We start from the raw sequence: 23,642 nt of genomic DNA, 5'->3' as shown, positions 1-23,642 counted from the left end.
AAGCGGGCCGTATCAGGTCAGCATCACGCCGATCATCGTGAAGACACAGATGATCTGCGCCAGGAAGAAGCCGAAGCGCAGGCTGACGGCGAGTTGCGTTTCTTCCAGCAGCATATGCACCAGCGACTGCAGCACGCGGAACGCCATGAAGGCGATCGCCAGCTTGTCCAGGGTCGGCGACTGAAGACCGAGCGCCATCGCGCTCAGCACCACCGCGCCGAACACCGGAAGGTTTTCCACGCAATTGACATGCGCGCGCATGGCGCGGCGATAGCCGGGCGTGCCCTGCGGCACATCGGGTGTGAAGGAATTGATCGGGGCGCGCCCGCTGAGGATCAGGGTCCATCGGCGCGCGCCAACCCCGATCAGCAGGACCACGAGGGTCCATGCGGCGAAGGCGAGAAGGGTTTGAATCAGGATCGGCATGTCGAGCTCCCTATACAGCCATTCTGGATGCGGGCACATGCCGCATCCAGCCTCACGGCGTTTAGGGAAAAAGATTCGGCAGAACGATCAAGCCATCCTTGTCTTCCGGGCGACGACGGCTGTCTCAGGCGGCGTTTTCCAGCAGCGGCATGTCGGCGACCTGGCCGATCTCGACCAGACGGTCGAGATCGATCAGCGACACCATGCGCTCCTCGCGCGCAGCCAGCGCGGTCAGGAAGCTCTGCGAGATATCCAGCGCGGTGGCGGGCACCGGCTGCAGCTCGCTGTCTTCCAGCGTGACGATGTCAGAGACCGCATCAACCAGCAGGCCGTAGAAGCCGGCGGCGGCCTCCACCACGATCACCACATTCTTCGCGGTCGGCGCGGTGGCATCGGCATTCAGGCGGATGCGCAGGTCGAAGATCGGGATGACCTGGCCGCGCAGGTTGATGATGCCGCGAACGCTTGACGGGGCGTTGGGCAGCGGGGTTTCCCGCGTCCAGCCGCGAATCTCGCGCACGCTCAGGATATCAACGCCGTAATCCTGGCCGGAGATGGCGAAGGTCAGAAAGTCCTTGCGGTCGCTCATCTCAGAATTCCTCCCAGGTGTCGTCGTCCGTCTTCAGGGCGGTGTTGCCGGCGACGGCATGCAGCTTCGCCTTCGGTGCAGGCGCCGCTTTCACTGCGGCTTTCGGCGCGGCCGGCTTTTGCGCCGGCTTGACCGTTGCGACCGGCGCGGGCTTGGCATCGTTGGCTTCATGGCCGGCCTTGTCATTTCCGGTCCGGAAGAAGCCGACCAGCTGCGCCAGTTCCTGCGCCTGACCCGACAGCGCCTGCGCGGCAGCCGAGGTTTCCTCCACCAGCGCGCCGTTGCGCTGGGTGGTCTCGTCCATGCTGGCGACGGCGGTGTTGATCTGGTCGAGGCCGGTGGCCTGCTCGCGGCTCGCCGCCGCGATCTCGGCGACGATATCGGCCACCTTCTTCACGGCGTTGACGATCTCGTCCAGCGAACTGCCGGTCTGCTGCACGAGCGCCGCGCCGCTGCGCACCTGCGCATTCGACTCCTGGATCAGGCTCTTGATGTCCTTCGACGCCGAGGCCGAACGCTGCGCGAGCGACCGCACTTCTTGGGCGACGACGGCAAAGCCCTTGCCGGCTTCACCGGCGCGTGCCGCTTCCACGCTGGCGTTGAGCGCCAGCAGGTTGGTCTGGAAGGCGATCTCGTCGATCAGGCCGACGATGTCGCTGATCTTCTGCGCACTGGCTTCGATGCCGTTCATGGCGGTGACGGCATCGCGCACCACGCTGCCGCCCTTCTCGGCCGTGCCGCGCGCCACCGAGGCGAGCTGGTTGGCGGCCTGGGCGTTGTCGGCGTTCTGCTTCACGGTTGCCGTAATTTCATGCATCGAGGCAGCGGTCTCCTCGATGGAAGCCGCCTGGCTTTCCGTGCGCTGGGCCAGATCCTGGCTGCCCGCAGAGATTTCACCCGAGGCATCGCGCACGGCGGAAGACGCACCGCGCAGACGGCTGGCGAAATCCTTCAGCGTCACGGCCATGCGGTTGACGCTGTCTTTCAGCGTGCCGAACACGCCGGCATAGTTGCCTTCGACATTCTTGGTCACATCGCCATCGGCCAGCGCCGTGGTGATGGTGGCCAGTTCGCCGGTCATCGACTGCAGCATGCCGGCCAGGCCGTTCAGCTTCTGGCTCATGGTGAGCAGGAAGCCGTCCTTGTCCGTCTCATTGAGGCGGGTCTCGAGATCGCCGGTGGCGATCTTGTCGCAAAGATCGGAGATCTCGGCGATGGCGGCGCGCTCGCGGGCCTCGCGGGCCTCGCGTTCTGCCGTCTGCTTCTGGCGGTCGGCCTCGATCTGGGCCTCGGCTTCGGCACGGGCAACCATGTTGTCCTTGAAGACCTGCACGGTCTTGGCCATGGCGCCGATCTCGTCATGGCGTGCAGCGCCATTCACTTCAACGGCGAGATCGCCATCGGCCAGCTTGCGCATGGTGCCGGTGATGCGGGTGATCGGCCGGGTGATGGTGAGGATGACGATCAGCGCCGCCAGCACGATGGCGGCGAGCAGGCCGGCAGCAGTGGAGATGATCATCGTCGGCCGCTGCACCTGGTAGAAGTCGGTGAGCTGGTCGTTCATGGTGTCGACCGCCTTGGCGTTGCGCTCGGCAGCGCCGCGCAGGGTGGCGATCACGGCGTCGCGCTGCTTGAGCACTTCCGGCTGGCGGCCGATCGACTTGGCGGCTTCCGAGCCGCCTTCCATCGCCACCAGCGCCAGGGTGCGGCGGTTGGCGAAATACATCTTCAGCGGATCCTTGATGTTCTCGTTGAAGGTCTTCTTGGTTTCATCCGGCAGCAGCCCTTCCCAGTAGGTCAGGGTCTTTTCCATCTCGGTGATCTCGGCGTCCATCGCCTCGATATGCTTGGTCAGCTCGGTGCCGCTGGTGGCCATGTAAATGTCCAGCGTGATGGCGCGGGTGGCGATGATGCGGCCCAGGATGCGTTCGCTGATCAGCGCGCGCTCGGCCAGGGACGACATCTGGTTGCTCTGGGTTTCGTAGCGGTCCATCGAGAACACGCCCATCCAGCCGATGCCGATGGTGAGGGCCGCCATGATGGCGATGACGAGATAGATACGGGGGCCGATTTTCAGCCGCGGGACCAAGCGCATGAACGTCTCCTGTGCCGCGCCAGCACAGCCGGGCGGATTGCGATTGCCAGATTGTCAGGAGGTGCGTGCCTTTTGCGCGACGCCGGTATCAATGCATCTGCGCGGCACAGACCTGAGACTTTTCCTTCCCGCGGAAAAGTGCCGCATGACGGGGGGTGTCACGCGGCGTAGCCCTTATGGCTCAAGACCTCGTGATATGCACTTGCGAATATTGCTCTCCGGCTATGCAACCGCTGCATGGATAAACCGGACCATATGGTGCTTCTGGCGGCGCATGACCGGATGCCTATAATGCGCCGCGTTTTCATTCAGGGGCTTAATCATGTCAGTTCGTCTGGGCATCATCGGTTACGGCATCATGGGCGAGCGGCTGTTGCGCGCGGCCATCCATCACGATCCCGCTGTGCTCACCGTTGCCGGCGTCTGGGATCCGTCCGAGGCCGCGATGCAGCGCCTGGCCGCCGATCTGCCCCAGATATCGCGGCTGTCCTCGGCCGCAAACACAATTGCTGCCTGCGACTGCCTGTACATCGCCTCGCCGCCAGCTTCGCATCTGGGCTATGCGCGCACTGCCTTCGCCGCTGGCAAGGCGGTCTTCTGCGAGAAGCCGCTGGCCGTCGATATCGCCGACGCCGACGCCTTTGTGAAAGAGGCCGAGAAGACTGCGGCGCGTGGCGGCGTCAATTTCCCCTTCGCGTCTTCCTTCGCGGTCGACCAGCTGCGCGCCTGGATGAAAGATGGTGTCACTGGTCCGGTCGAGCGCATCGAGATCGAGATCGGCTTCGCCGCCTGGCCGCGGCCCTGGCAGGTCGATGCGGTGAACTGGCTGGATGCACGCGCCCAGGGCGGTTTCGCGCGCGAGGTCGGGTCGCATTTCCTGTTCCTGGCACGCCGCCTGTTCGGGCCGCTGCAGTTGAAGTCGCACAGCGTCGCCTATCCGGACGCCGGCAAGTCGGAACGCGCCATCGCCGGCGCCATGCTGGCCGGCACGGTGCCGGTGACGCTGGATGGCAGCGTCGGCAAGACAGACAAGCCCGACCACAATCTCTTCACCATCATCGGGCCAAAGGGCCGCATTCGTCTGCGCGACTGGTCGGTGGCGGAAAAGCTCGACAGTGACGGCAGCTGGCGCGAGGCGCCGGATGCCCTGCCCAATGAAAAGATGCGGCCGCTGGTGCTGAAGCGGCAGCTCGACAAGGTGGCGGCGCTGACCCGTGGCGAGCCGCAGGATCTGGCCTCCTTGAATGAGGCGGCCGAGGTGCAGCGCGTGGTGGAAACCCTGTTGCTGGGCTGAAAACGCCGGTAAATCGCCGAATATAGCTGGGATCCCTTGCCGGCGCTGTGACTGGCTGGTCACAGCTTTCTCCCGGTTTTCTCCCGTGTCCGGGTGAAACCAAAGCCTGGAGCCTCCGTTTCTTTTGCGACTGCCCGCCACGAGGTCTGCCCTGCTTCAGGACGATCTGCGGAGGGCGCAAAAGAGGAGTAAGACCATGCTCTATTGGGCCCTGATTTTCTTCATTCTCGCGCTGGTCGCCGGCCTGTTCGGCTTCGGCGGCATTGCCGCCGCTTCGGCCAGCATCGCGCAGATTCTGTTCTTCATCTTCCTGGTGGTCTTCGTGGTCAGCCTGATCGCGCATCTCATCACTGGGCGCCGTCCCCCGCTGGCTTAGTGCGTCCCCCCGCTTAAGCCACATCGCCGGTCTCGGGTGAATCCCCCCTCATCCGGGGCCGGCAGACTTTCTACAGTACGCGTTCTTTCTTCCTCTGTAGGTCCTTCCCCCCAACTCGGCGGATGCTTCGGTATCCGCTATTTTTTTGCCTGCGCCAGAGACGGGCAAAAAAGCGCCCGCGTTTTACGGCGGGCGCTTCTCTAGAGCTTTTCAGGGATGGGTGGATTGAGCGGCGGAAATTTCTCCGATGGCTCTTCCGGTTCCTGCCCAGGTAAATCTGGACTGGGCGGCGGTTCCTTCAAGGGCGGCGGGATGCCGGGCTCCATCGGCGGATCGACCGGAACCTGCTGCATGCGCATCTTTACCAGCGCTTGTAGCGTCTGCCGGCGATGGCGGCCGCAAACAGCGCGCCGGCCACAACCGCCACGCCGGTCACCAGCATCGGGCGCTGCTTCGCCGCGGCAATGACGCCGTTCACCGTGGTGGCGATGCCGTGCCGCAACTCGTCCGGCGTGCTGCTGGCGAGGCTGGCATAATAGTCGCGGGCGCGTTTGGCCGAGCGATGCTGGCCCTGCAGCATGCGACGCAGATCATAGGGCAAGTCCATAACCAGCACCTCGTCATAGGTTTCCTCGAATGCGCTCTCGCCGCGCGCCACTTCCTCCAGGATCGCCTTGCGGTCGTTGCGCGACAGAATGGACTTCGCACCGACGAACAGCCGGTGCAGCGCGCCCAGCGAGGAACTGCCTTCCGGGGGCTCCCTGCCCAGGCCACGCAGCGCATTGTCGATATCGGTCGCCATGGCGCGCCGTTCCTCGGCCATCTGCTCGAACTCATAGGCCAGATCGTCGTCATGGGTCTGTTCGGCCGCCTTGCGGTAGCCTTCATGGGAATCATGACAGCGCTGGCTCAGCAGGGCGATCAGCTCGACCACCCGTTTGTCGGCCGGCGTCAGCGGGCCAATCGTGCCGCCGCGCGCCTCATGGCGGGATTCAATGGACCGTACCTCTGCCATCAAGGCCTCCTTTCCGTTCCATTGGTGGGTAGATCAAGGTAAACCCCGGCGCAGACGGACTGTTCCCCGGAACCGCAAGCGCCGGGCAGGGTTTGATTCCCTGCAACTGCAGGGAGGACAGTGACATGAACCTCACCGAGGCACGGGACAAGCAGGTGATCGAGGGCGACGTGCTGCCGCCCGAGACCGCGCATGAGCAGCGCCAGACCGCCGGCATCTGGGTCTATGTCGGCATGGCCTTCGTCATCGGCGGCATTCTGGTGGCGCTGTTCAGCCTTTAGCCTGGTTTTTGGCGGTTGCCGGCCGCGCATGGCTGCGCTAGATGCCGTGCATGCCCGATCTCAGCCTGTCCGTTCTGGACCAATCCACCGTTTCCGTCGGCAAGACCGAAGATGCCGCCATCCGCGATACCATCGCGCTGGCGCAGCATTGCGAGGTGCTGGGCTACAGCCGCTTCTGGGTCTCCGAACACCATAATCACGCCAGCATCGTCGGCACTGCCCCCGAGGTGCTGCTGGCGGCTTTGGCCATGCGCACCGAGCGCATCCGCCTTGGCTCGGCCGGCGTGATGCTACCGCATTATTCCGCGCTGCATGTGGCCGAGCAGTTCCGCATCCTGGATGCGTTGGCGCCAAACCGCATCGATCTGGGTGTCGGCCGCGCGCCGGGCTCGGACGGCCGCACCGCCTATGCGCTCAATCCGCACAGCGATGGCGGCGACGGCTTCCCGGCGCAGGTGCGGGACCTGCTGCACTGGATGCACGGGCTGGAGCTGCCCGAGGGCCACAGCTTCCGCAGTGTGGCGGCCCATCCGATGACGCAAGGCTCGGCGCCGGCGATGTGGATGCTGGGCTCGTCCGATTACGGCGCGCAGCTGGCGGCCCATTTCGGCCTGCCATACTCGTTTGCGCATTTCATCACCGACGGGCGCGGCGCCGACCAGGCGCTGGAGCTCTATCGCCGCAATTTCAAAGCTTCGGCTTTCGGTGATACGCCGCGCGCCAATCTCTGCATCTGGGCGCTGGCCGCCGATACCGAAGACGAGGCGCGCCATCTGTTCCGCACCCGGGCGCGCTGGCGGCTCGATCGCAATCAGGGAAAACTGGGCCCCTTGCTGGCGCCCGATGACGTGCCGGCCTTCACACCGGCCGAGGAAACCGAAGTCGAGGCGCTGTGGCAGCGCAGCTTCGCCGGTTCGGCCAAGCAGGTGGCGCAGAAGCTGCGCCTGTATGCGGCGCAGATGCAGCTCGACGAAGTGGTGATCCTGACCTGGACCCACAGCCAGGATGTGAAGCGTCGCTCTTACGAACTGCTGGCGCAGGAATTCGGCCTGGCTGAAAAGGCCGCTGCGGCCTGAGCCCAAAAAAGAAACGGCCACCTTTCGGTGGCCCCAGGCTTTCGCGAAAAAGAAACGGCCACCTTTCGGTGGCCGTTGTGGTCTTCCATGGAGAAACTGTTCAGCGCCCGCGCATGGCCAGCGTAAAGGCCACGCGCGCTTCGCGCATGGCGGTGGCGCGGGTCGCGCGCTCGACCGTGTCGGACTGCAGGCGCTTGGCGCGGATATAGGCGACGTCGTAGTCGCCTTCGGCATTGTCATACATCGACACGATGTAATCGTCGTTTTCGACGATCTTGGCGGCGGCATCGACGGTCCAGTCAAGAACCTGAATCTGCGTTTGCATGGGGAGGCACTCCTTTTTGTCCGTCGGCCTGAGTAACAATTCAGGTCTTCGGTCTATGACGCGGAAGTCTGGGGTGCTGAAGGATATACTCGTCCGTTGGATAAACGCTGTGATCGCGGTGGAGTTCCGCTGCGATTATTTTTGACGCGGTTTGCGGTTTTGCGCGGTTTACCGGAAATGTGACGCAGCACTGCCCATTCTTCCGGTCGCAGACCGGCGGTATCGGCTGGCGTGACGGCGGGAATCGCCATGCGATGACGACCGCTGAGGTAGCGTTCGATCACGATGGGATGGATGTAGCATTTGCGGCAGATCGCCACCGTGTTGCCGAGTTTGTGACTGACCTGCGTGAGCGCCGCGCGCAGGTTGCGGTTGGCGACGCGCTGGCTCGACGGTGCGGGGAAAGCCTGCAGGGTCAGCGCCGCCAGCACGGTGCCGGCCCAGGTGCGAAAGTCCTTGGCGGTGATCTCGCTGCCCTGGCTGATCTGGCGCAGATAGTCATTCACATCGGCGGAGCTGACGCTGGCCACGCCGCCGTCATCGTCGCGATAGAGAAACAGCTCCTGCCCCGGCAGCTCCTGACAGGCACGGATGATCTTCAGCACGCGTCGGTCATGCAGCTGCAGGTCCCAGCTCTTGCCGCTCTTGCCCATGAAGCGGAAGCGCAGCACGCCGCGTTCGATCTTCACATGGCGGCGGCCCAGTGTGGTCAGTCCATGGCTGCCGTTCTGGGCGGCATAATCGGCATTGCCGATGCGAATCAGCGTGGTTTCCAGCAGATGCACGATGGTGGCCAGCACCTTGTCGCGCGGCAGGCCGGGCAGCGCCATGTCCTGCGCCACCCGCGCCCGGATGCCGGGCAGCAGTTTCGCGAAAGCCGGCAGGGCCTCGTATTTGCCGGTCTCGCGCAAACTGCGGAAATCGGGATGGTAGATATACTGCTTGCGGCCGCGCGCATCGCGCCCCGTGGCCTGGATATGCCCGGTGTCGCGCGGGCAGATCCACACCTGCGTCCAGGCCGGCGGAATGACCAGCGCGCGAATCCGCTGCAGGGTCAGGGCGCAACGCAGGGCTTCGCCGTCCGCCGTGCGATAGGCAAAGCCCTTGCCGCTGCGGCGACGCGCGATACCGGGCATCGCGTCGCTGACATAGCGCAAGCCTGCTTCGGCGGCGGCATCCTGGGGCGTGAGCGGCGACAGCATGGGTCAGCCCTTCCTGTCGCTGATCGGCCGGGTCCTGCGCGCGCGCTCGGCCAGCTTTTCGTAGGTGGCGCGGAATTTCTCCAGCTCGTCTTCGGTCAGCTCTTCCAGATCGAGCAGGGAATTATGGGCTTTTGCGTTGGCGCGGATCAGCTCGTCCAGCTTGACCTGCATGGCGACGGAGTCGCGGTTCTGGGTGTTCTGGATCAGGAAGACCATCAGGAAGGTGATGATCGTCGTGCCGGTGTTGACGGTGAGCTGCCAGACCTCGGAGAAGCCGGCGACAGGCCCGAGCGCAGCCCAGACCACGATGCTCAGCACCGCGATGGCGAAAACCCAGGGCGTGCCGGCGACATGCGCGGCGCGGCTGGCGAAGCGGGTGAACCACAGGCCGGCGCCGCCTTTCGCGGGCGAGGTATTCTGCGGCTTTGCGGCCATGACAAACCTCCGGACACCAGAGGGTCAGGAAACGCTGCCGTCGCGGCCCGGTTCCGGATGGCCGATTTTCGCCTTATTTCCAGCAGGGATTGCTTTGCGCCAGCTTCGCGGCTTCGCCCTGCAAGGCAGGAACCGGCAATTCCGGAAGGCGCGCGGTGCGCAGGGGCGTGGCGCTCAGGTCGTCGCCGTTCAGCGGCCCGTGCAGGCGGATCGGGATGTCGAGTGCGAAAGACCCTGTGGTTTTCGGATCGGACTGGATCAGCAGGTCGATGCTGGGATCGATCAGGTTGAAGCCGCCGGCGCCGCGCACCGTGCCGCCGGCACTGCGTAAAACAAGAGGAGACAGGCGGCCCTTGCCGTCCTTCACGTCGCTCACCGCCAGCAGGCAGACCAGGCGGCTGGCTTCATCCTTCTGGCGGAACAGCGTGCGCAGGTCGGCCGAGGCCAGTTCGACCAGACCACGCGCGATACGGCCTTCTTGCATGGCGATCACGCTCTGGCCCTGCGCCGTGCGCAACGCCTGGCCGAGCGTCGCGCCCTGCATGGTCAGTGTGCTGCGCAGGTCGAGCGCGCCGGCCAGCTGTCCGGCCGGCAGGCCCAGCATCGGCAGCAGGCGGTCGGCATTGGCGTGGTCGATCTTCACCGTCATCGCCAGCTTGCCGGCGTCTTTCTCGCCAGAGTCTTTTGCTGCCGTCATCGTGCCGCGCAGTTCGAGATCGCCATCGGCGAGTTTCGCCGCCAGCCGCTCGATGCGGATATCGCCGGGCACCAGCAGCGCCGCCAGGGTCAGTTCTTCCGCTTGCCAGGGCGCATACCGGAAGCGCTGTGCAGTCACCTGCAGGTCGACCTCCGCTGTATCGCGTGCCGTCGGCGGCTGCAGCTTCACGCCGCGCCAGCCGGGCTGCTTCGTGGCCGCCGCCTTGTCGCCGGCGGGAAACAGCGGCGCCAGATCGAGGGTTGCGAAATCCAGCACCACGCGAATCTGGTCGCTGCGGCCGCGCGGGCCTTCCTGCAGGGCGAGGCTGCCCTCGAAGGGATTGCCGGCCAGATCGCCGTTGAGTCCATCGAGATGCCACAGGTCGCCGTTGCGGGTGAAGGCGCCGGCCATGCGCAGCGGCACGCGGTCCAGTCCGATGGCGCTTTTGAAGATGCTGAGCAGGGCATCCATCTGCGGCGCATCCAGCGACAGCCGGCCCTGCACGCCTTCGAAATCCAGCGGCTCGGTCATCACGCCCTTGAAGTCGATGCGCGCCGATGGCGTGACGATGTTGAAGCCGGTATCGAAGGGCGTATCCTTGTCGCGCAGCGTGTTGAACGAGGCCGTGGTGGCACTGAGCTGCGCATCGGTGTCGTTGTAGCCGCCATCCAGCGTCAGCGTCACCGGCGCGTTTTCGTCCTGCGCCTGGATGCGCAGGTCGTCCAGCGGGATCGAGATCCACTGGCCCGACGAGGCGCGATACCGCACCATGCCCTGGGTTACGGTCATGTCGAGCAGGCTGGGGAATTGCGTGCGGTTCTTCGGGATCAGGGCAAGGCCGCCATTCGGATGGCTGCCGCTGCTGCCACTGCCGAAACTCCAGTTGCCATGACCCTTGGCATCGCGCTCCAGAATCACCACGGGCTTTTCGACGCGCAGGCGGCGATAGACCACGCGGCCCTCGAACAGCGCCTTGCGGTCGACCTCGGCATCCAGGCTGGTGATGGTGATCATATGGCTGGCCTCCAGGCCCGGCGCATTGCCAAGCGTGAGGTCGCGCAGCGTCACGCGCAGTGGATCGCCCCAGCCGATCTCCAGCGTGTTGACGGTCACCGGCCGCTGCAGCAGCCGGCTGGCCAGCGCCTCAGCGGCGGCGCGCGGCCACAGGCCCACGATGGCGGCGGCCAGAAACAGCAGCAGCACCGCGAGGGCAAAGCCGACGAGGGCAATTTTCAGCCAAAAACGCATCACTGGTGAACGTTGGGACTTTCCACATGTTCCCGGCGGGGACCAAGAGCGATCAGCCGGGGCAGCAGGCCGCGCAGCAGCGGCAGCCGGGTGATCATCTTGAGGAACCATGGCGCACGCAAGGGGCCGCTCTGCGACAGCACGCGTTCGAACAGGAAGGTCTGTGTGCGGACCTGGAAGCCTTGGATCATCTTGGTCGGCTTTTCCCGTCGCGCCTGCACCTGTTCAAGAAGGCGATCGGAGACAGCGCCCTCCTTCAGGGCCGCATGCAGCAGGTTGGCGGCCGCCACCGCATCCTGGATGGCGAGGTTGATGCCGACGCCGCCGACCGGCGACATCGCATGGGCGGCATCGCCGATGCACAGCAGGCCCGGCGCATGCCAGCGATGCAGGCGGTTGACCTGCACCGACAGCAGTTTCAGGTCGTCCCAGCTTTTCAGCGCTTCCTCCAGCCGTGCGGCGGCAAAGGGGACCAGATGCGCGAGATCGGCGCGCAAGGCCGCAAGCCCGCGCGTCTTCAGGCCCGCAAGGCCATCCTTCGGAATCACATAGGCGCATTGCCAGTAGTCGCCGCGGTCGATCATGGCCAGCAGCTGGCCGCGGTCGATGCGGCCGACCAGTTCATGCGGATCGTCAGGCCCGCGCGCCAGCCGGAACCACAGGGCGTCGATGGGCGAGCCCAGGTCGATCACCGGCAGGCCACTCTGGTGCCGCAATTCGGACCCGCGGCCGTCGCAGGCCACGACCAGGTCGGCGTGAATCTCTTCATAGCCTTGCACTGTCTTCACGCGCACGCCGCTGACGCGGCCATGCTGGCGCAGCAGCGCATTGGCCTTGGCTTCCATGCGCAGGGTGAAGGCGGGATAGCGGCTCGCCTGCCGTTTCAGGAAGTCGAGGAAATCCCACTGCGGCATGAAGGCGACGTATTTGCACGGCGTGGGCAGATACTTGAACTCGGCCAGCGTGAGGCTGTCCTGCCCGAAGCGGCCGCTCAAGGTGTAGGCCTTCTGGTGCGGCACTCTCAGGAAGGCTTCGAGCAGACCAAGCTCGCGCAGCACTTCCAGCGTCGAGGTGTGGATGGTGTCGCCGCGGAAATCGCGGAAGAAGTCCTTGTGCTTTTCCAGCACGGTGACGGCGATGCCGGCACGGGCCAGCAGCAGCCCCAGCATCATCCCGGCCGGCCCGCCGCCGGCGATCACGCAGGTGGTGCGGCTGGACGGTGTGGCGGTGACGGACTCAGGATCGGCGGCCAGCATGCCGGCAGTGAAGCGGGCAACTGCGGTGGAAATATGGCAGTTGCCCGCCTTTTCAGGCCTGTCTTATGCGCTCACGATGGACTCAAAGCCGCCATAGGCCATGCGCTTGACGTCGAAGGGTGCCTTCTTCGGGTCCGGGCACAGCGCGTGGGTACGCGGGTCCTTCATCACCTTGGCATTCACCGCGTCGCGCTGCTTGCGCGACTTGTAGGTGATATAGGCAAAAATCACGACCTCGCCGGCCTTGGCCTTGGCCAGCTTGGGGAACGGCACGCCCATCATGACCTTCGCATCTTCCTGCACGCATTCGCGATACTCGACCGCGCCATGCTCGCGCCAGATCTTGCTGGCAGCCGTGGCCATCTTCTTGTAGGCCGGCAGTTTCTTCTTCGGCACCGTCAGCACGAAACCATCCACGTAAGTCATGCGCTCAGCTCCCTCTCGCTGTTTCCATCCGTCTTGACGAATAGGTTGATATCAACATAATACCGGCATGTCAAAAGGCCCCGCCCCCAAACGTGTATCCGGTCACACCGGCCGGTTTCATGACACCGGCGCGCTGCCGCCGAAATTCGGTCTGCCGCTTGAGGCCACCGCCATGGTGCGCGACAGCTGCCTCTGCCTGCATGTGCAGCGCGCCGCGCGCCGCCTGGCACGCCGGTTCGACGAGGCGCTGCGGCCGCTCGATCTCACCCATGGGCAGTTCTCGTTGCTGATGTCGCTTAACCGGCCTGAACCCGCGACGATGGCAGAGGTTTCATCTTTTCTGGCGATGGACCGCACGACGTTGACGGCGAATATCAAGCCGCTGGAACGGCGCGGCCTGCTGATGGTGGATGTGGATGCGGCCGACCGGCGCAGCCGCCGGCTGTCGCTGACCACGGCCGGTCACAGACTGCTGATGGTGGCGCTGCCGATCTGGAAGCGCACGCACCGGGCGCTCGACCGCCTGGTTACGGCGACTGGGCTTGACGATCTGCGCGCCGATCTGCGCGCGCTTTCATAACCTGTCCGAAAGGAGCCGCCCCATGCAGTTCAGCCCTTACCTGATGTTTGACGGCCGCTGCGAAGAAGCGTTCCGCTTTTACGAGACCTGCTTCAACGCCAGGATCGGCGAGAAGATGACCTTCGGTGCGTCGCCGGGCTGCGAAGGCATGGCGCCGGAGTTCAAGGACAAGATCATCCATATCAGCATGCAGGTCGGCAACATCATCCTGATGGCCAGCGATGCGCCGCCGGGCATGTATGAACCGACCAAGGGCATGTCGGTCGCCATCGCCGTCGATACGCCGGATGAGGCTGAGCGCCTGTTCAATGCGCTGGTTGCCGGCGGCAGCGTCACCATGGCGCTGCAGGAGACTTTCTGGTCGCCGCGCTTCGGCATGCTGACCGACAAGTTCGGCATTCCCTGGATGGTCAATACCGTTCCGAAGATGTGACGGAGCGTCTCCGGAGCGCGGTTTTTAGGACAAGAACTTCGGATTATTGATCAAAAGCCCGCGCGGGCGCGCCGTGGTCAATCCTGTATCGTCAACAGTTCACAAAATGAACTGGAATTCACGTGACGATCGGTCGAAGGGTGACTTCCTGTTACAGCAAAGGAAGCCCCGATGATCAAACCATTCCGTATGATTCCCGTTGCCCTGGCCTGCGCCATGGCTACCGCCATCGTGACGTTGCCGCCTGTCGGCGCCCTGGCGCAGGTCGGCGTATCGGCGCCGCGCGCTGAAGGCTGGCTGGTCAAATCACACAAGGATATCGCCGTCGATGCCGCGCCGAAGAGCCTGCAGGGCGAGGTCGATGCCCTGAAGGGCATCGTCGCCAAGCGCTCGCAGAATGATGTCGCGCAATATCGCTGGTGGTCGGTCGGCGGCCCGGTCTATCGCTGGAATGAAATCGTCATCGACGAAATCCAGGATGGCTTCGTGACCCTGCCGATGGCGGTCCGGCATCTGGCCCTGTTCCATGCGGCGCTGGACGACGCCATCGCTGTCAGCCAGAGCCATCGCCAGAGCGGCTATCAGTCCCGCTCCCAGACGGTCGATGCGGCCATCAAGGCGCAGTCGCCGGCTTCGCTGGTGCCGTCCGAGCATGCCGCCGTCGCCGCCGCTGCGGCCGATGTGCTTGCCTATCTCTTCCCGGCCCGCGCTGCGGCGCTTGCGGCGCGCGCAGAGGCGGCGATCAATGTGCGCCTCGCGGCGGGCGTCGATTATCCCTATGAAGCGGCCGCCGGTCGCGCCATCGGCAAGCAGGTTGCCGCGCTGGCGATCGCCCGTGGCAAGAGCGACAAGTCGGATGCGAAATGGGACGGCACGATTCCGGATGGCCCGGGCCTGTGGAAGACGGCCAGCCCGCCGGTCGCGCCTGCGGCTGCCGGCTGGCAGACCTGGGTGATGGCGCATCCCAGCGAGTTCCGTCCGGCGGCGCCGCCGGCGATCGGCTCGGATCGCTTCAAGACCGACCTCAACGAGCTGAAGACCTTCGCGCGCACGCCCAAGAGCAATCATCGCGCCACCTACTGGGAAGTGTTCGGCGGCGCCCGGGCGCATTCGTTGTGGAATGAGATCGCGCGCACCAAGGCGATGGAATACGGCACGTCATCCGCCGTCACCGCTCGCATCCTCACGGCGATGAATGTCGCCATGATCGATGCCGGCATCAGCTGCTGGGATGCGAAGTATGTCTACTGGTATCCGCGTCCCTCGCAGATGGATACCGACCTGAAGACAGTGGTGACGGCGCCCAATCATCCTTCCTTCCCTTCGGCGCATGCCTGCTTCTCCACGGCAGCGGCCGTGGTGCTGGCCAAGGCTTTTCCGCAGGATGCCGAGCGTCTGCTCGCCATCGGCACGGAAGCAGCCGAGGCTCGGATCTGGGCCGGCATCCACTACCGCTTCGATATCGAGGGCGGCCAGGAGATCGGCCGCAAGGTGGGCGAACGGGCTCTGACGCGGGCTTTCGCCAAGTAAGCCGGTCCATGTGACAAAGCCACCGGCAAACCTGCCGGTGGCTTTTCTTTTTGGATCAGCCGCGCCGCGCCAGTGTGAACATCAGGGCATAGAGCGGCAGGGTGCCGGCAGTGTGATCTGGCAGGGCGGCCAGCGCCTGACGGATCGCCGCCTGATCCAGACCTTCGACCAGCACAAGGCTGGTGAAGGACTGGTCCTGCGGCCGCAGGCTTTTCTCATGGGTCTTGATCGCGGTTTTCGCCTGATCGGTTTCCAGCAGATGGACGGCGGCGATGCGATCCTGCGCCATCAGGCTGGACAGCAGGGTGTCCGCATCCAGACGTTTGTCATCGGATGGCAGCGCAGCCATATAGCCGCCGCAGCCGGTGCCCATGGACTTCACGCGCCGTCCGCCGCCACGCACGAAATTCTGCAGGATCGGCATGATGCGCTGCGACCACGGCGTCGGCGCATTCAGGCGATCAAGATAGGACTGACCCGACAGGGCGTCCGGACTGTCCAGCTCGTAGATGATCAGGAAGCGGTTCACGCCCTCGATAATCGCCCGGAACACGCGCACGGCGATGAAGCCATCGACACCCAGCCGTTCGGCCGTATGCTCGCGCGTGAGCCAGTGCAGGTAATCGGTTTCCTGGGCAACTGCGACATCGCTCCAGATCGCCAGGAAACCGTCACCCTGCATGGCGTGTCGCCTAGCCGTTGCCGACGCGGCGGACGCCGCCCGGCAGCTTGCCCAGATTCTGCAGCGCGGCCTGCATGGCCAGGATATAGCCATAGGGGCCAAGGCCGCAGATCACGCCCTTCACGGCGGCTGACAGTTTTGAATGCCGGTGCAGTTCGTCGCGCGCGTGGATATTCGAGATATGCACCTCGATGATCGGTCCCTCGAAAGTCTTCAGCGCATCGAAGATGGCGACCGAGGTGAAGGAATAGCCCGCCGGATTGATGATGATCGCATCGGCTTTTGTGCGGGCCTCCTGGATGGCATCGACCAGCACGCCCTCATGGTTGGACTGGCGGAAGTCCACAGCCGCCTTGTTGGCGGCGGCAAAGGCTTCGCAGCCCTGCCGGACCTCGTCCAGCGTGGTCGAACCGTAGATATGCGGTTCGCGGATGCCCAGCAGGTTGAGATTGGGTCCGTTGAGGATGAGGAGCCTGGCCTTTGCCATGCGATGTCCTTTCGTCAGCCCTGATAGCCTAGCTGCTTCGGCAGCCACAGCACCAGCTCCGGGAAGAAGGTGATCAGCGCCAGCGAGACGATCATCGCCCAGAGGAAGGGCAGCGTATCCTTCACGATGTCGCGGATCGGCACCTCGGCGATGCGCGTCATCACGAACAGCAGCAGGCCATAGGGCGGCGTGATCAGGCCGAGCATGATGTTGACCACCACCATGACGCCGAAATGCACCATGTCGATGCCCAGCGCCTGGGCCGCCGGGATCAGCACCGGCACGATCACCAGCAGGATCGTGGTGCCTTCCAGCAGGCAACCCAGCAGCAGCAGCAGGATGTTGACCAGGACCAGGAAGCCGATGGGCGACAATTGCCAGCCCGCCAGCAGCACCTTGATGCCCTCGGGGATATTCTCCACCGTCACGACATAGTTGAAGACCAGCGCGCCGGCGATCAGCATGCCGATCGAGGCCGAGGTGCGGGCGCTGGCCAGAATGGATCTGTAGAAGTCGCGGAAGCTGACGCTGCGATACAGCACCACGGAAATGATCAGCGCATAGGCGGCGGCCACGGCGGCGGCCTCTGTCGGCGTGGTGATGCCGCTATAGATGCCGCCCAGCAGCACCACCGGCATCATCAGGCTGGGGAAGGCCTGCCAGGTGATGCGCGGCAGGTCGCGCAATGGCGTCGGTTTTTCGACCGGGAAATTCTCGCGCCGCGCGCCCCAGGCGACGATCAGCATCTGCGCACCGGCCATCAGCAGGCCGGGGATCACGCCGCCGAGGAACAAGTAGCCGATGGAGGCATCCGAGACCAGCGCGAACAGGATCATCGGGATCGACGGCGGAATGATCGGCCCGATCACCGCGGTGACGGCGGTGAGCGCGGCGGCATAGCTGGCGCGGTATTTGCCGTCTGCCGTCATCATGGTCTGCATCATCTTGCCGGTGCCGGCGGCATCGGCGATGGCCGAACCGGACATGCCGGCGAAGATGATGCTCTGCACCACGTTCACCTGCGCCAGACCGCCGCGGAAGCGGCCGACGATGGCATTGCAGAAATTCAGCAGGCGTTCGGTCATCGAGCCGATATTCATCAGCTCGGCCGCTAGGATGAACAGCGGTACGGCGAGGATGACGTAGTTGGTGTACATGCCGTTCAGCAGCTGCTCGGCGGCGGTGCCCATGTCGAGGCCGGCAATCCACAGATACAGCACCGAACCGATGATCATGGCATGGCCGATGGGCAGGCCGAGGAAAGCCAGCGCCGTCATGGCGACGATGGCGATGGAAAACGGGCTTGCGAGGTTCATACGCCGGACGCCGCCTTTGTCGGATCGATATCTTCGGCAGTTTTGCCGCGCAGGGCCTGCCAGGACAGCCAGAGATAGCGGACCAGGACGGCCGCGACGAAAACGATGTAGATGGAATACAGCCAGTCCATGCGGATCTTCAGGTAGGCGGCCTTTTCCACCTTCATGAAGGTGACGTAGTCGATGGTGGCCGGGAAGGAGACGCCATAGAGGATCACGGTCGAGACGGTGGCGACCAGCATCATGTAGCGCCGCACCTTCGGCCCCACTGCGCCATAGATCAGGTCGAAACGGATTTCCTCTTCCTCGCGGATCACGAAGGCGGCGCCCCACAGCACCAGCCAGACCCAGAGCACGGTGCTGACCTCGTTGGTCCAGCCGATCGGCAGGTTTAGCAGGTAGCGGAAGATAATCTGCAGGATGAAGACGGCGAACATGGCGCCCAGCATAGCGGCCAGCACATTTTCACCGCGGCGGTAGAGCCATCCGGCCCAGTGGTTGAGTGCCTGCTGCACGGATTCCCCTGTCTGCACTGAAAGAAACGTCTGCACTGAAAGAAAAGGTACGGCGGGAGCCGGAAAAGGCTCCCGCCGCAGGTCATTAAAGCGCGTTGATCTTCTCGACCATGCCCTTCGGCCAGTCCTTGGCCAGGTCGCTGGCCAGATACTTGGCCTGCGCATGCTTGCGGAAGGCGGCCTGGTCCGGCTCGTAGATGGCCAGGCCCTTGCTCTTGAACAGCTCGAGCAGTTCCTTTTCGCGCGCCTGGTGCTTCTTGGTCGAGAAGTCGATGGCGGAATCGGCAGCCGCCTGGAAGCGCTTCTGCTGCTCGGCCGACATGCCCTTCCAGGTCTTGCTCGACACGGTGAGCAGGTCGAAGCCGACCAGATGCGAGGTCAGCACGATCTGCGACATCACTTCGTAGAACTTCATGTTCTCGACGTTGGGCAGCGGGTTGTCCTGGCCGTCGATCGCACCCGTCTGCAGGCCTGTGTACACTTCGGCATAAGCCATCGCGGTCGGATTGGCGCCGATTGATTCGCCCAGGAACTGCCAGGTCTCGCCCGGCGGCATGCGCAGCTTGATGCCGGCCATGTCGGCCGGGGTGTTGATCTTCTTGTTCGGCTTCAGGCCGATCTGGCGCGCGCCGAAATAGGTTGGGCCCAGGATATGCACGCCGAGCTGGTCATCGGCCAGCTTCTTCATCTCGGCGCCGGCCGGGCTGGCGAAGAACTTGGTCAGGTGATCGGCGTCGCGGAACAGATAGGCGGCGGTCAGGATCGACCAGGCCGGAATCTGCTTCGAGATATCCTGCGGCGCGATATTGCCCATTTCCAGGTTGCCGCGCTGGATCGCCACCAGCTCGGTGCCCTGCTTGAACAGGTTGCCGCCGTAATAGCCTTCGAACGTGAAGTCGTTCGCGGTGCCGTCGGCGAACTTCTTCATCATCTCGGCGCGGATATCCTGCTCCGAGAAGACGGCCGAGAAACGCAGTTTCGGCTTGGCCTGCGCCATCGCGGAGGTCGTCAGGGCTGGAAGCCCCAGCGCCGTAGCGGCAAGGCCGGTGCCGGCGAGAAACCGGCGACGTGTGGTAGATGCTGTCATTGTTTCCTCCCGATGGGTGTTTTTACAGCAAGACGCTCGATGGGTACGCTACTGGTTTCGCTCCTTATGCGGCCGCTTCGAAATGCGTGGCCATGGATGCCATGTCGGACTTTTGTCCGGTGAACAGTTCAAAGGCGCGTACCGCCTGGCCGATCGCCATGCCGGTGCCGGCCAGCGTGCGGCAGCTCAAGCGCCGCGCCGCGCGCAGCAGCTCGGTCTCTTCCGGGAAATAGATGATCTCGGCGACCCAGTGCTGGGCGCGCAGCTGCGCGGCCGCGAAGGGCATGCCGGGATATTTCGTCATGCCGACCGGCGTGGCGTTCACCAGTCCGTCGGCTTGGCCGAGCGCCTCTGCGACGGCCTCGGTCGCCCGCACGCGGTCGCCCCAGTCGACGCGCATCCGCAGGGCCAGGGCCTGCGCCCGGGCGGGATTGCTGTCCACGATGTCGAGACTCTCCGTCCCCAGCTCCATCAGGGCATAGGCGACGGCCGCACCGGCGCCGCCGGCGCCGAACTGCACCACCTGGCGCAGCGGCACACCAGCCAGTCCGGCGCGGAAGCTTTCGGCAAAGCCCCAGCAGTCGGTGTTGTCGCCGGTGGTGCCGCCCTTGCCGTAAACCACGGTATTCACCGCGCCGATGGCGGCGGCCTCGGGCGACAGCGCGGTCAGGCAGGGCATGATCTGCTGCTTGAAGGGATGCGTGACATTGAAGCCCTGGAACCCCAGCGCCGCGCCGGCGGCCAGCATGCCCGGCAGGGCGCTGTCGGGCAGGCCCAAGCGGTCGAAATCGACCAGCACATAGGAACAGCGCAGGCCCAGACGGGCGGCCTCGCGCTCATGCATCATGGGGGTGCGGGATTGCTGGATGCCACGGCCCAGCAGGCCGACCAGCACCGGCTTCGCCGCGCCGGCAGCATGGTCCGTCGCCGGATGCGCCGCGACGACTGCCCGCAGCAGCGCCTCGCATGTGTCGTGCTTGATCTGCACGGTTCCTCCCGAAATCCCTAGACTGCACAATGTACGAAACAGTTAGTATAGTCAAACGCGGCCGACAGGCAGGCTGGCCGCGGTGCGGAAAAATCTGTTTGTTTCTGCCACCTTAGGTATTTGCAACGGGGCGATCCGGAGGCAGTATGCTGCAACGGTCACCAGCCCGGTCATGACCTGGAGCGCCTGCGAGAAGCCCCGACGCGATGACAGCACCCACCAAATCCGCCGTGCCGAAATCCAGGCGCGCGACATCCGCCAGCGCCAAGTCCCCCCGCAGGAAAGCGGGATCGAAGGCGCGCAGCCCGGACGCGACCAAGCAGGACATCATCGAGGTCGCCACCCGCGAATTCGCGCAGAATGGCCTGTCGGGTGCGCGCGTGGACGAGATCGCCGCCAAGACCGGCTCCAGCAAGCGGATGATCTATTACTATTTCGGCGACAAGGACGGCCTGTATCTGGCGGTGCTGGAAGACGCCTATCGCCGCGTCCGCACCACGGAAGCGCAGCTCGATCTGGAACATCTGCGCCCGGCCGATGCGCTGCGCAAGCTGGTCGAATTCACCTTCGATCACCACAATTCGCACGAGGCCTTCATCCGCCTGGTGATGATCGAGAACATCCATCACGGCGACTATCTCGGCCGCTCGAAGACGATCCAGGAGCTGAACGTCTCCGCCATCGGCGAGCTTGAGCGCATCTACCAGCGCGGCCTGCAGGACGGCATCTTCCGCAAGGGGCTCACCGCTATCGAACTGCACTGGCAGATCAGTGCGCTCTGCTTCTTCAATGTCTCGAACCGGGCGACCTTCTCGCAGATTTTCCGCGTCGACCTGGCATCGAAAAAGGCGCTCGCCGCGCTACGCGCCCGCGTGGTCGACATGGTGCTGCGCAACGTCCTGAAATCTCCCGCCTGATCTGTCCGGCCTGAGTAAAACCGCAGCTTTGCCGGCCTGAAAGCCGGCAATTTGACCGGTCTCGCCTGCCGCCCTACAATGTACGAACTGGTTAGGACATAAAAGACCGGCCCGGGAGGCGATGGCATGAAGACCTCGATCGCGACGGTGACGATCAGCGGCACGCTCGTCGAAAAGCTGCAGGCCATCGCGGCCGCCGGCTTCGACGGCGTCGAGATTTTCGAGAATGACTTCCTCGCCTTCGACGGCAGCCCGCGCGAAGTTGGCCGCATCGTGCGGGATGCCGGCCTGCAGATCACGCTGTTCCAGCCGTTTCGCGATTTCGAGGGCATGCCCGAGCCGCAGCGCAGCCGCACCTTTGATCGCGCCGAGCGCAAGTTCGACATCATGCAGGAGCTGGGCACCGACCTGATGCTGGTCTGCTCGAATGTCTCGCCGGTATCGCTGGGCGGCATCGACCGCGCCGCCGACGACTTCCGCGAACTGGGCGAGCGGGCGGCGAAGCGCGGCCTGCGCGTCGGCTACGAGGCGCTCGCCTGGGGCCGCCATATCAACGACCATCGCGATGCCTGGGAAATCGTGCGCCGCGCCGATCACCCCAATATCGGCCTCATCCTCGACAGCTTCCACACGCTGGCGCGCAAGATCGACGTGGCCTCGATCCGCGCCATCCCCAGGGACAAGATTTTCATCGTGCAGTTGGCCGATGCGCCGCTGATCGAGATGGAGCTGCTGCACTGGAGCCGGCATTACCGCAACATGCCGGGCCAGGGCGATCTGCCCGTGGTGGATTTCATGCGCGCGGTGGCGGCCACAGGCTATGACGACGTGCTGTCGCTGGAAATCTTCAACGACCAGTTCCGCGGCGGCTCACCCAAGGCCATCGCCATCGATGGCAAGCGCTCGCTGGTCAACCTGATGGATCACGTGCGTCGCGAGGAGCCGGGCACGAAGATCATGGTGCCCGACATCCCGGACCGCATCGCCAGCGACGGCGTCGAATTCCTGGAATTCGCCGCCGACGAGCATGAGGCGGCCGAGCTGGCCGGCCTGTTCCGCATGTTCGGCTTTCGCAAGGCGGCAAGGCACAAGACAAAGGATGTCACGCTCTGGCGGCAAGGCCAGATAAACCTGCTGATCAACACCGAACGCGAGGGCTTTGCCCATGCGGCCTATCTGATGCACGGCACCACGGTCTGCGACATCGGCCTGCGCGTCGAGGACGCCGCTGCGACGGTGACGCGCGCCCGGGCGCTCGGCGCTGAATTGTTCGAACAGGCCGTGGGGCCTGGCGAGCTCAGCATCCCCGCCATCCGCGGCGTCGGCGGCGGCGTCATGCATTTCATCGACGCCAAAAGCGATCTGGCGCGGCTGTGGGAGATCGATTTCGAGCCGGTCGGGGACGACGACACCGTGCAGGATGCCGGTCTCGTCGCGATCGATCACGTGGCGCAGACCATGAATTACGAAGAGATGCTGACCTGGATTCTCTTCTACACCTCGATCTTCGCCGCCCGGAAAACACCGATGGTGGATATTGTCGATCCGGCCGGCCTGGTGCGCAGTCAGGTGATCGAGAACGAGACCGGGTCTCTACGCATCACGCTCAACGGCGCCGAGAACCGGCGCACGCTGGCGGGCCATTTCATCGCCGAAAGCTTCGGCTCGGCCGTGCAGCATCTCGCCTTTTCCAGCGCGGATATCTTCAGGACCGTCGCGGCGATGAAGCGGAACGGCTTCCGGCCACTCGCCATCTCGCCCAACTATTACGACGACATCGAGGCGCGCTTCGGCCTCGATCCTGATTTGCTGGATCGCCTGCGCGAGGACAACATCCTCTACGACCGCGACGCCGAGGGCGAGTATTTCCAGATCTACAGCCCGAATTACGGCGAGGGCTTTTTCTTCGAGATCGTGCAGCGCCGCCGCTATGCCGGCTATGGCGCGCCCAACGCACCCTTCCGCATCGCCGCGCAGAAACGCGACATCAGGCCGAAGGCGCAGGTGGAGATTTAGACGGCCATGAAATGGGTGGCCGGAAAATTCCCGGCCACCCACCATCATTCAGGTCTTCTGTTTACTTGCGGCGCCGGGTGCGACGGGCACTGAGGCCACGCCGGCGTGCGAGCCGCTGACGGGCCTCGCGCAGGTAATCACGATAGGTAACAGCCTGTGCGACGGAGTAGCAGTAGCCATTACTCAATGCGACTGCGATCAGGCCACGCGGCGGTTTCAGCGTTCCGCGTGCCTGTTCCCGTGCGAAAATACGCTTCGCGAGCGCAATTTCTGCAGTGTTGTAAGACGTAAGTTCAGGCATCGTTATTCTCCTTGAGTTTGGTACGACCAACGTGACCAAGGAGAGAGAG

General features: G+C 64.4%; 26 protein-coding genes. 9 read left to right on the top strand and 17 right to left on the bottom strand.

What is annotated here, in order from left to right; all coding sequences use genetic code 11:
- Positions 1-12: 12 nt before the first annotated feature.
- The 3 genes from AC1RRE_RS01860 to AC1RRE_RS01850 form a co-directional block, all read right to left on the bottom strand.
- Positions 13-426, bottom strand: coding sequence for an MAPEG family protein (locus AC1RRE_RS01860; protein ID WP_492979351.1), 414 nt, complete (start codon positions 424-426; stop codon positions 13-15).
- Between the two features lie 124 nt (positions 427-550).
- Positions 551-1,015: a chemotaxis protein CheW gene (locus AC1RRE_RS01855; protein WP_492979350.1), complete on the bottom strand. Its 465-nt coding sequence runs from the start codon at positions 1,013-1,015 to the stop codon at positions 551-553.
- 1 nt (position 1,016) lies between these two features.
- Positions 1,017-3,110 (bottom strand): methyl-accepting chemotaxis protein, encoded by a 2,094-nt coding sequence (locus AC1RRE_RS01850; RefSeq protein ID WP_492979349.1) that lies wholly within the window; start codon positions 3,108-3,110, stop codon positions 1,017-1,019.
- A 322-nt stretch (positions 3,111-3,432) separates the two neighbouring features.
- On the opposite strand from AC1RRE_RS01850, the gene AC1RRE_RS01845 reads away from it, so the two are divergent.
- Both AC1RRE_RS01845 and AC1RRE_RS01840 read left to right on the top strand, forming a co-directional pair.
- Positions 3,433-4,404, top strand: coding sequence for a Gfo/Idh/MocA family protein (locus AC1RRE_RS01845; RefSeq protein ID WP_492979348.1), 972 nt, complete (start codon positions 3,433-3,435; stop codon positions 4,402-4,404).
- Positions 4,405-4,600: 196 nt separating this feature from the next.
- Positions 4,601-4,780 carry a DUF1328 family protein gene (locus AC1RRE_RS01840; RefSeq protein ID WP_492972325.1) on the top strand — a complete coding sequence of 60 codons (180 nt, stop codon included), beginning with the start codon at positions 4,601-4,603 and terminating at the stop codon, positions 4,778-4,780.
- 361 nt (positions 4,781-5,141) lie between these two features.
- On the opposite strand, the gene AC1RRE_RS01835 is transcribed toward AC1RRE_RS01840, so the two are convergent.
- Complete coding sequence (locus AC1RRE_RS01835) at positions 5,142-5,795, bottom strand: ferritin-like domain-containing protein (RefSeq protein ID WP_492979347.1); 654 nt, start codon at positions 5,793-5,795, stop codon at positions 5,142-5,144.
- Positions 5,796-5,920: 125 nt separating this feature from the next.
- Between AC1RRE_RS01835 and AC1RRE_RS01830 the strand changes: the two genes are divergently transcribed.
- Together AC1RRE_RS01830 and AC1RRE_RS01825 are read left to right on the top strand one after the other, a co-directional pair.
- Entirely contained in the window at positions 5,921-6,076 is a 156-nt protein-coding gene (locus AC1RRE_RS01830; RefSeq protein WP_492979346.1) for a hypothetical protein, read from the top strand.
- A 50-nt stretch (positions 6,077-6,126) separates the two neighbouring features.
- A complete protein-coding gene (locus AC1RRE_RS01825) occupies positions 6,127-7,152 on the top strand; it encodes an LLM class flavin-dependent oxidoreductase (protein WP_492979345.1) in 1,026 nt (341 codons plus the stop codon).
- A gap of 100 nt (positions 7,153-7,252) precedes the next feature.
- Here the strand turns inward: AC1RRE_RS01825 and AC1RRE_RS01820 are convergent, their stop codons facing one another.
- The 6 genes from AC1RRE_RS01820 to AC1RRE_RS01795 all read right to left on the bottom strand — a co-directional run bounded on the left by AC1RRE_RS01820 (position 7,253) and on the right by AC1RRE_RS01795 (position 12,741).
- Entirely contained in the window at positions 7,253-7,477 is a 225-nt protein-coding gene (locus AC1RRE_RS01820) for a hypothetical protein (RefSeq protein WP_492979344.1), read from the bottom strand.
- A 53-nt stretch (positions 7,478-7,530) separates the two neighbouring features.
- Positions 7,531-8,679, bottom strand: a complete 1,149-nt coding sequence (locus AC1RRE_RS01815; protein WP_492979343.1) for a DNA topoisomerase IB — start codon at positions 8,677-8,679, stop codon at positions 7,531-7,533.
- 3 nt (positions 8,680-8,682) lie between these two features.
- Positions 8,683-9,114: a low affinity iron permease family protein gene (locus tag AC1RRE_RS01810; RefSeq protein ID WP_492979342.1), complete on the bottom strand. Its 432-nt coding sequence runs from the start codon at positions 9,112-9,114 to the stop codon at positions 8,683-8,685.
- A gap of 73 nt (positions 9,115-9,187) precedes the next feature.
- Positions 9,188-11,059: an AsmA family protein gene (locus AC1RRE_RS01805; protein WP_492979341.1), complete on the bottom strand. Its 1,872-nt coding sequence runs from the start codon at positions 11,057-11,059 to the stop codon at positions 9,188-9,190.
- A complete protein-coding gene (locus AC1RRE_RS01800) occupies positions 11,059-12,315 on the bottom strand; it encodes an FAD-dependent oxidoreductase (protein WP_492979340.1) in 1,257 nt (418 codons plus the stop codon). The genes AC1RRE_RS01805 and AC1RRE_RS01800 overlap by 1 nt, the downstream gene beginning before the upstream one ends.
- 63 nt (positions 12,316-12,378) lie before the next feature.
- Complete coding sequence (locus tag AC1RRE_RS01795) at positions 12,379-12,741, bottom strand: DUF1428 domain-containing protein (protein WP_492979339.1); 363 nt, start codon at positions 12,739-12,741, stop codon at positions 12,379-12,381.
- A 67-nt stretch (positions 12,742-12,808) separates the two neighbouring features.
- Here AC1RRE_RS01795 and AC1RRE_RS01790 point away from each other — a divergent pair, with 67 nt between their 5' ends.
- The 3 genes from AC1RRE_RS01790 to AC1RRE_RS01780 all read left to right on the top strand — a co-directional run bounded on the left by AC1RRE_RS01790 (position 12,809) and on the right by AC1RRE_RS01780 (position 15,284).
- Positions 12,809-13,321 carry a MarR family winged helix-turn-helix transcriptional regulator gene (locus AC1RRE_RS01790; protein WP_492979338.1) on the top strand — a complete coding sequence of 171 codons (513 nt, stop codon included), beginning with the start codon at positions 12,809-12,811 and terminating at the stop codon, positions 13,319-13,321.
- Between the two features lie 22 nt (positions 13,322-13,343).
- Complete coding sequence (locus AC1RRE_RS01785; protein WP_492979337.1) at positions 13,344-13,754, top strand: VOC family protein; 411 nt, start codon at positions 13,344-13,346, stop codon at positions 13,752-13,754.
- 171 nt (positions 13,755-13,925) lie between these two features.
- Entirely contained in the window at positions 13,926-15,284 is a 1,359-nt protein-coding gene (locus tag AC1RRE_RS01780; RefSeq protein ID WP_492979336.1) for a vanadium-dependent haloperoxidase, read from the top strand.
- A 55-nt stretch (positions 15,285-15,339) separates the two neighbouring features.
- Here the strand turns inward: AC1RRE_RS01780 and AC1RRE_RS01775 are convergent, their stop codons facing one another.
- From AC1RRE_RS01775 to AC1RRE_RS01750, 6 genes are all read right to left on the bottom strand, one after another.
- Positions 15,340-15,966, bottom strand: coding sequence for a hypothetical protein (locus tag AC1RRE_RS01775; protein ID WP_492979335.1), 627 nt, complete (start codon positions 15,964-15,966; stop codon positions 15,340-15,342).
- Between the two features lie 10 nt (positions 15,967-15,976).
- Positions 15,977-16,453, bottom strand: coding sequence for a type II 3-dehydroquinate dehydratase (gene aroQ, locus AC1RRE_RS01770; RefSeq protein ID WP_492979334.1), 477 nt, complete (start codon positions 16,451-16,453; stop codon positions 15,977-15,979).
- Between the two features lie 14 nt (positions 16,454-16,467).
- Positions 16,468-17,769 (bottom strand): TRAP transporter large permease, encoded by a 1,302-nt coding sequence (locus tag AC1RRE_RS01765; RefSeq protein ID WP_492979333.1) that lies wholly within the window; start codon positions 17,767-17,769, stop codon positions 16,468-16,470.
- Positions 17,766-18,284 (bottom strand): TRAP transporter small permease, encoded by a 519-nt coding sequence (locus AC1RRE_RS01760; protein ID WP_492979332.1) that lies wholly within the window; start codon positions 18,282-18,284, stop codon positions 17,766-17,768. Before AC1RRE_RS01760 ends, AC1RRE_RS01765 begins: the two co-directional genes overlap by 4 nt.
- An 85-nt stretch (positions 18,285-18,369) precedes the next feature.
- Complete coding sequence (gene dctP, locus AC1RRE_RS01755) at positions 18,370-19,371, bottom strand: TRAP transporter substrate-binding protein DctP (RefSeq protein WP_492979331.1); 1,002 nt, start codon at positions 19,369-19,371, stop codon at positions 18,370-18,372.
- 64 nt (positions 19,372-19,435) lie between these two features.
- A complete protein-coding gene (locus AC1RRE_RS01750) occupies positions 19,436-20,359 on the bottom strand; it encodes a shikimate dehydrogenase (protein WP_492979330.1) in 924 nt (307 codons plus the stop codon).
- Between the two features lie 206 nt (positions 20,360-20,565).
- On the opposite strand from AC1RRE_RS01750, the gene AC1RRE_RS01745 reads away from it, so the two are divergent.
- Both AC1RRE_RS01745 and AC1RRE_RS01740 read left to right on the top strand, forming a co-directional pair.
- Positions 20,566-21,276, top strand: a complete 711-nt coding sequence (locus tag AC1RRE_RS01745; protein ID WP_492979329.1) for a TetR family transcriptional regulator — start codon at positions 20,566-20,568, stop codon at positions 21,274-21,276.
- Positions 21,277-21,402: 126 nt separating this feature from the next.
- Positions 21,403-23,292, top strand: coding sequence for a bifunctional sugar phosphate isomerase/epimerase/4-hydroxyphenylpyruvate dioxygenase family protein (locus tag AC1RRE_RS01740; protein WP_492979328.1), 1,890 nt, complete (start codon positions 21,403-21,405; stop codon positions 23,290-23,292).
- 61 nt (positions 23,293-23,353) lie between these two features.
- Here the strand turns inward: AC1RRE_RS01740 and AC1RRE_RS01735 are convergent, their stop codons facing one another.
- Positions 23,354-23,593: a hypothetical protein gene (locus AC1RRE_RS01735; protein WP_492979327.1), complete on the bottom strand. Its 240-nt coding sequence runs from the start codon at positions 23,591-23,593 to the stop codon at positions 23,354-23,356.
- Positions 23,594-23,642 lie beyond the last annotated feature (49 nt).

The organism is Ferrovibrio sp. GW821-FHT12D07, assembly GCF_058807275.1.
The sequence above is the reverse complement of the archived record's forward strand: the minus strand, read 5'-3'. Positions and strand labels throughout refer to the sequence as shown.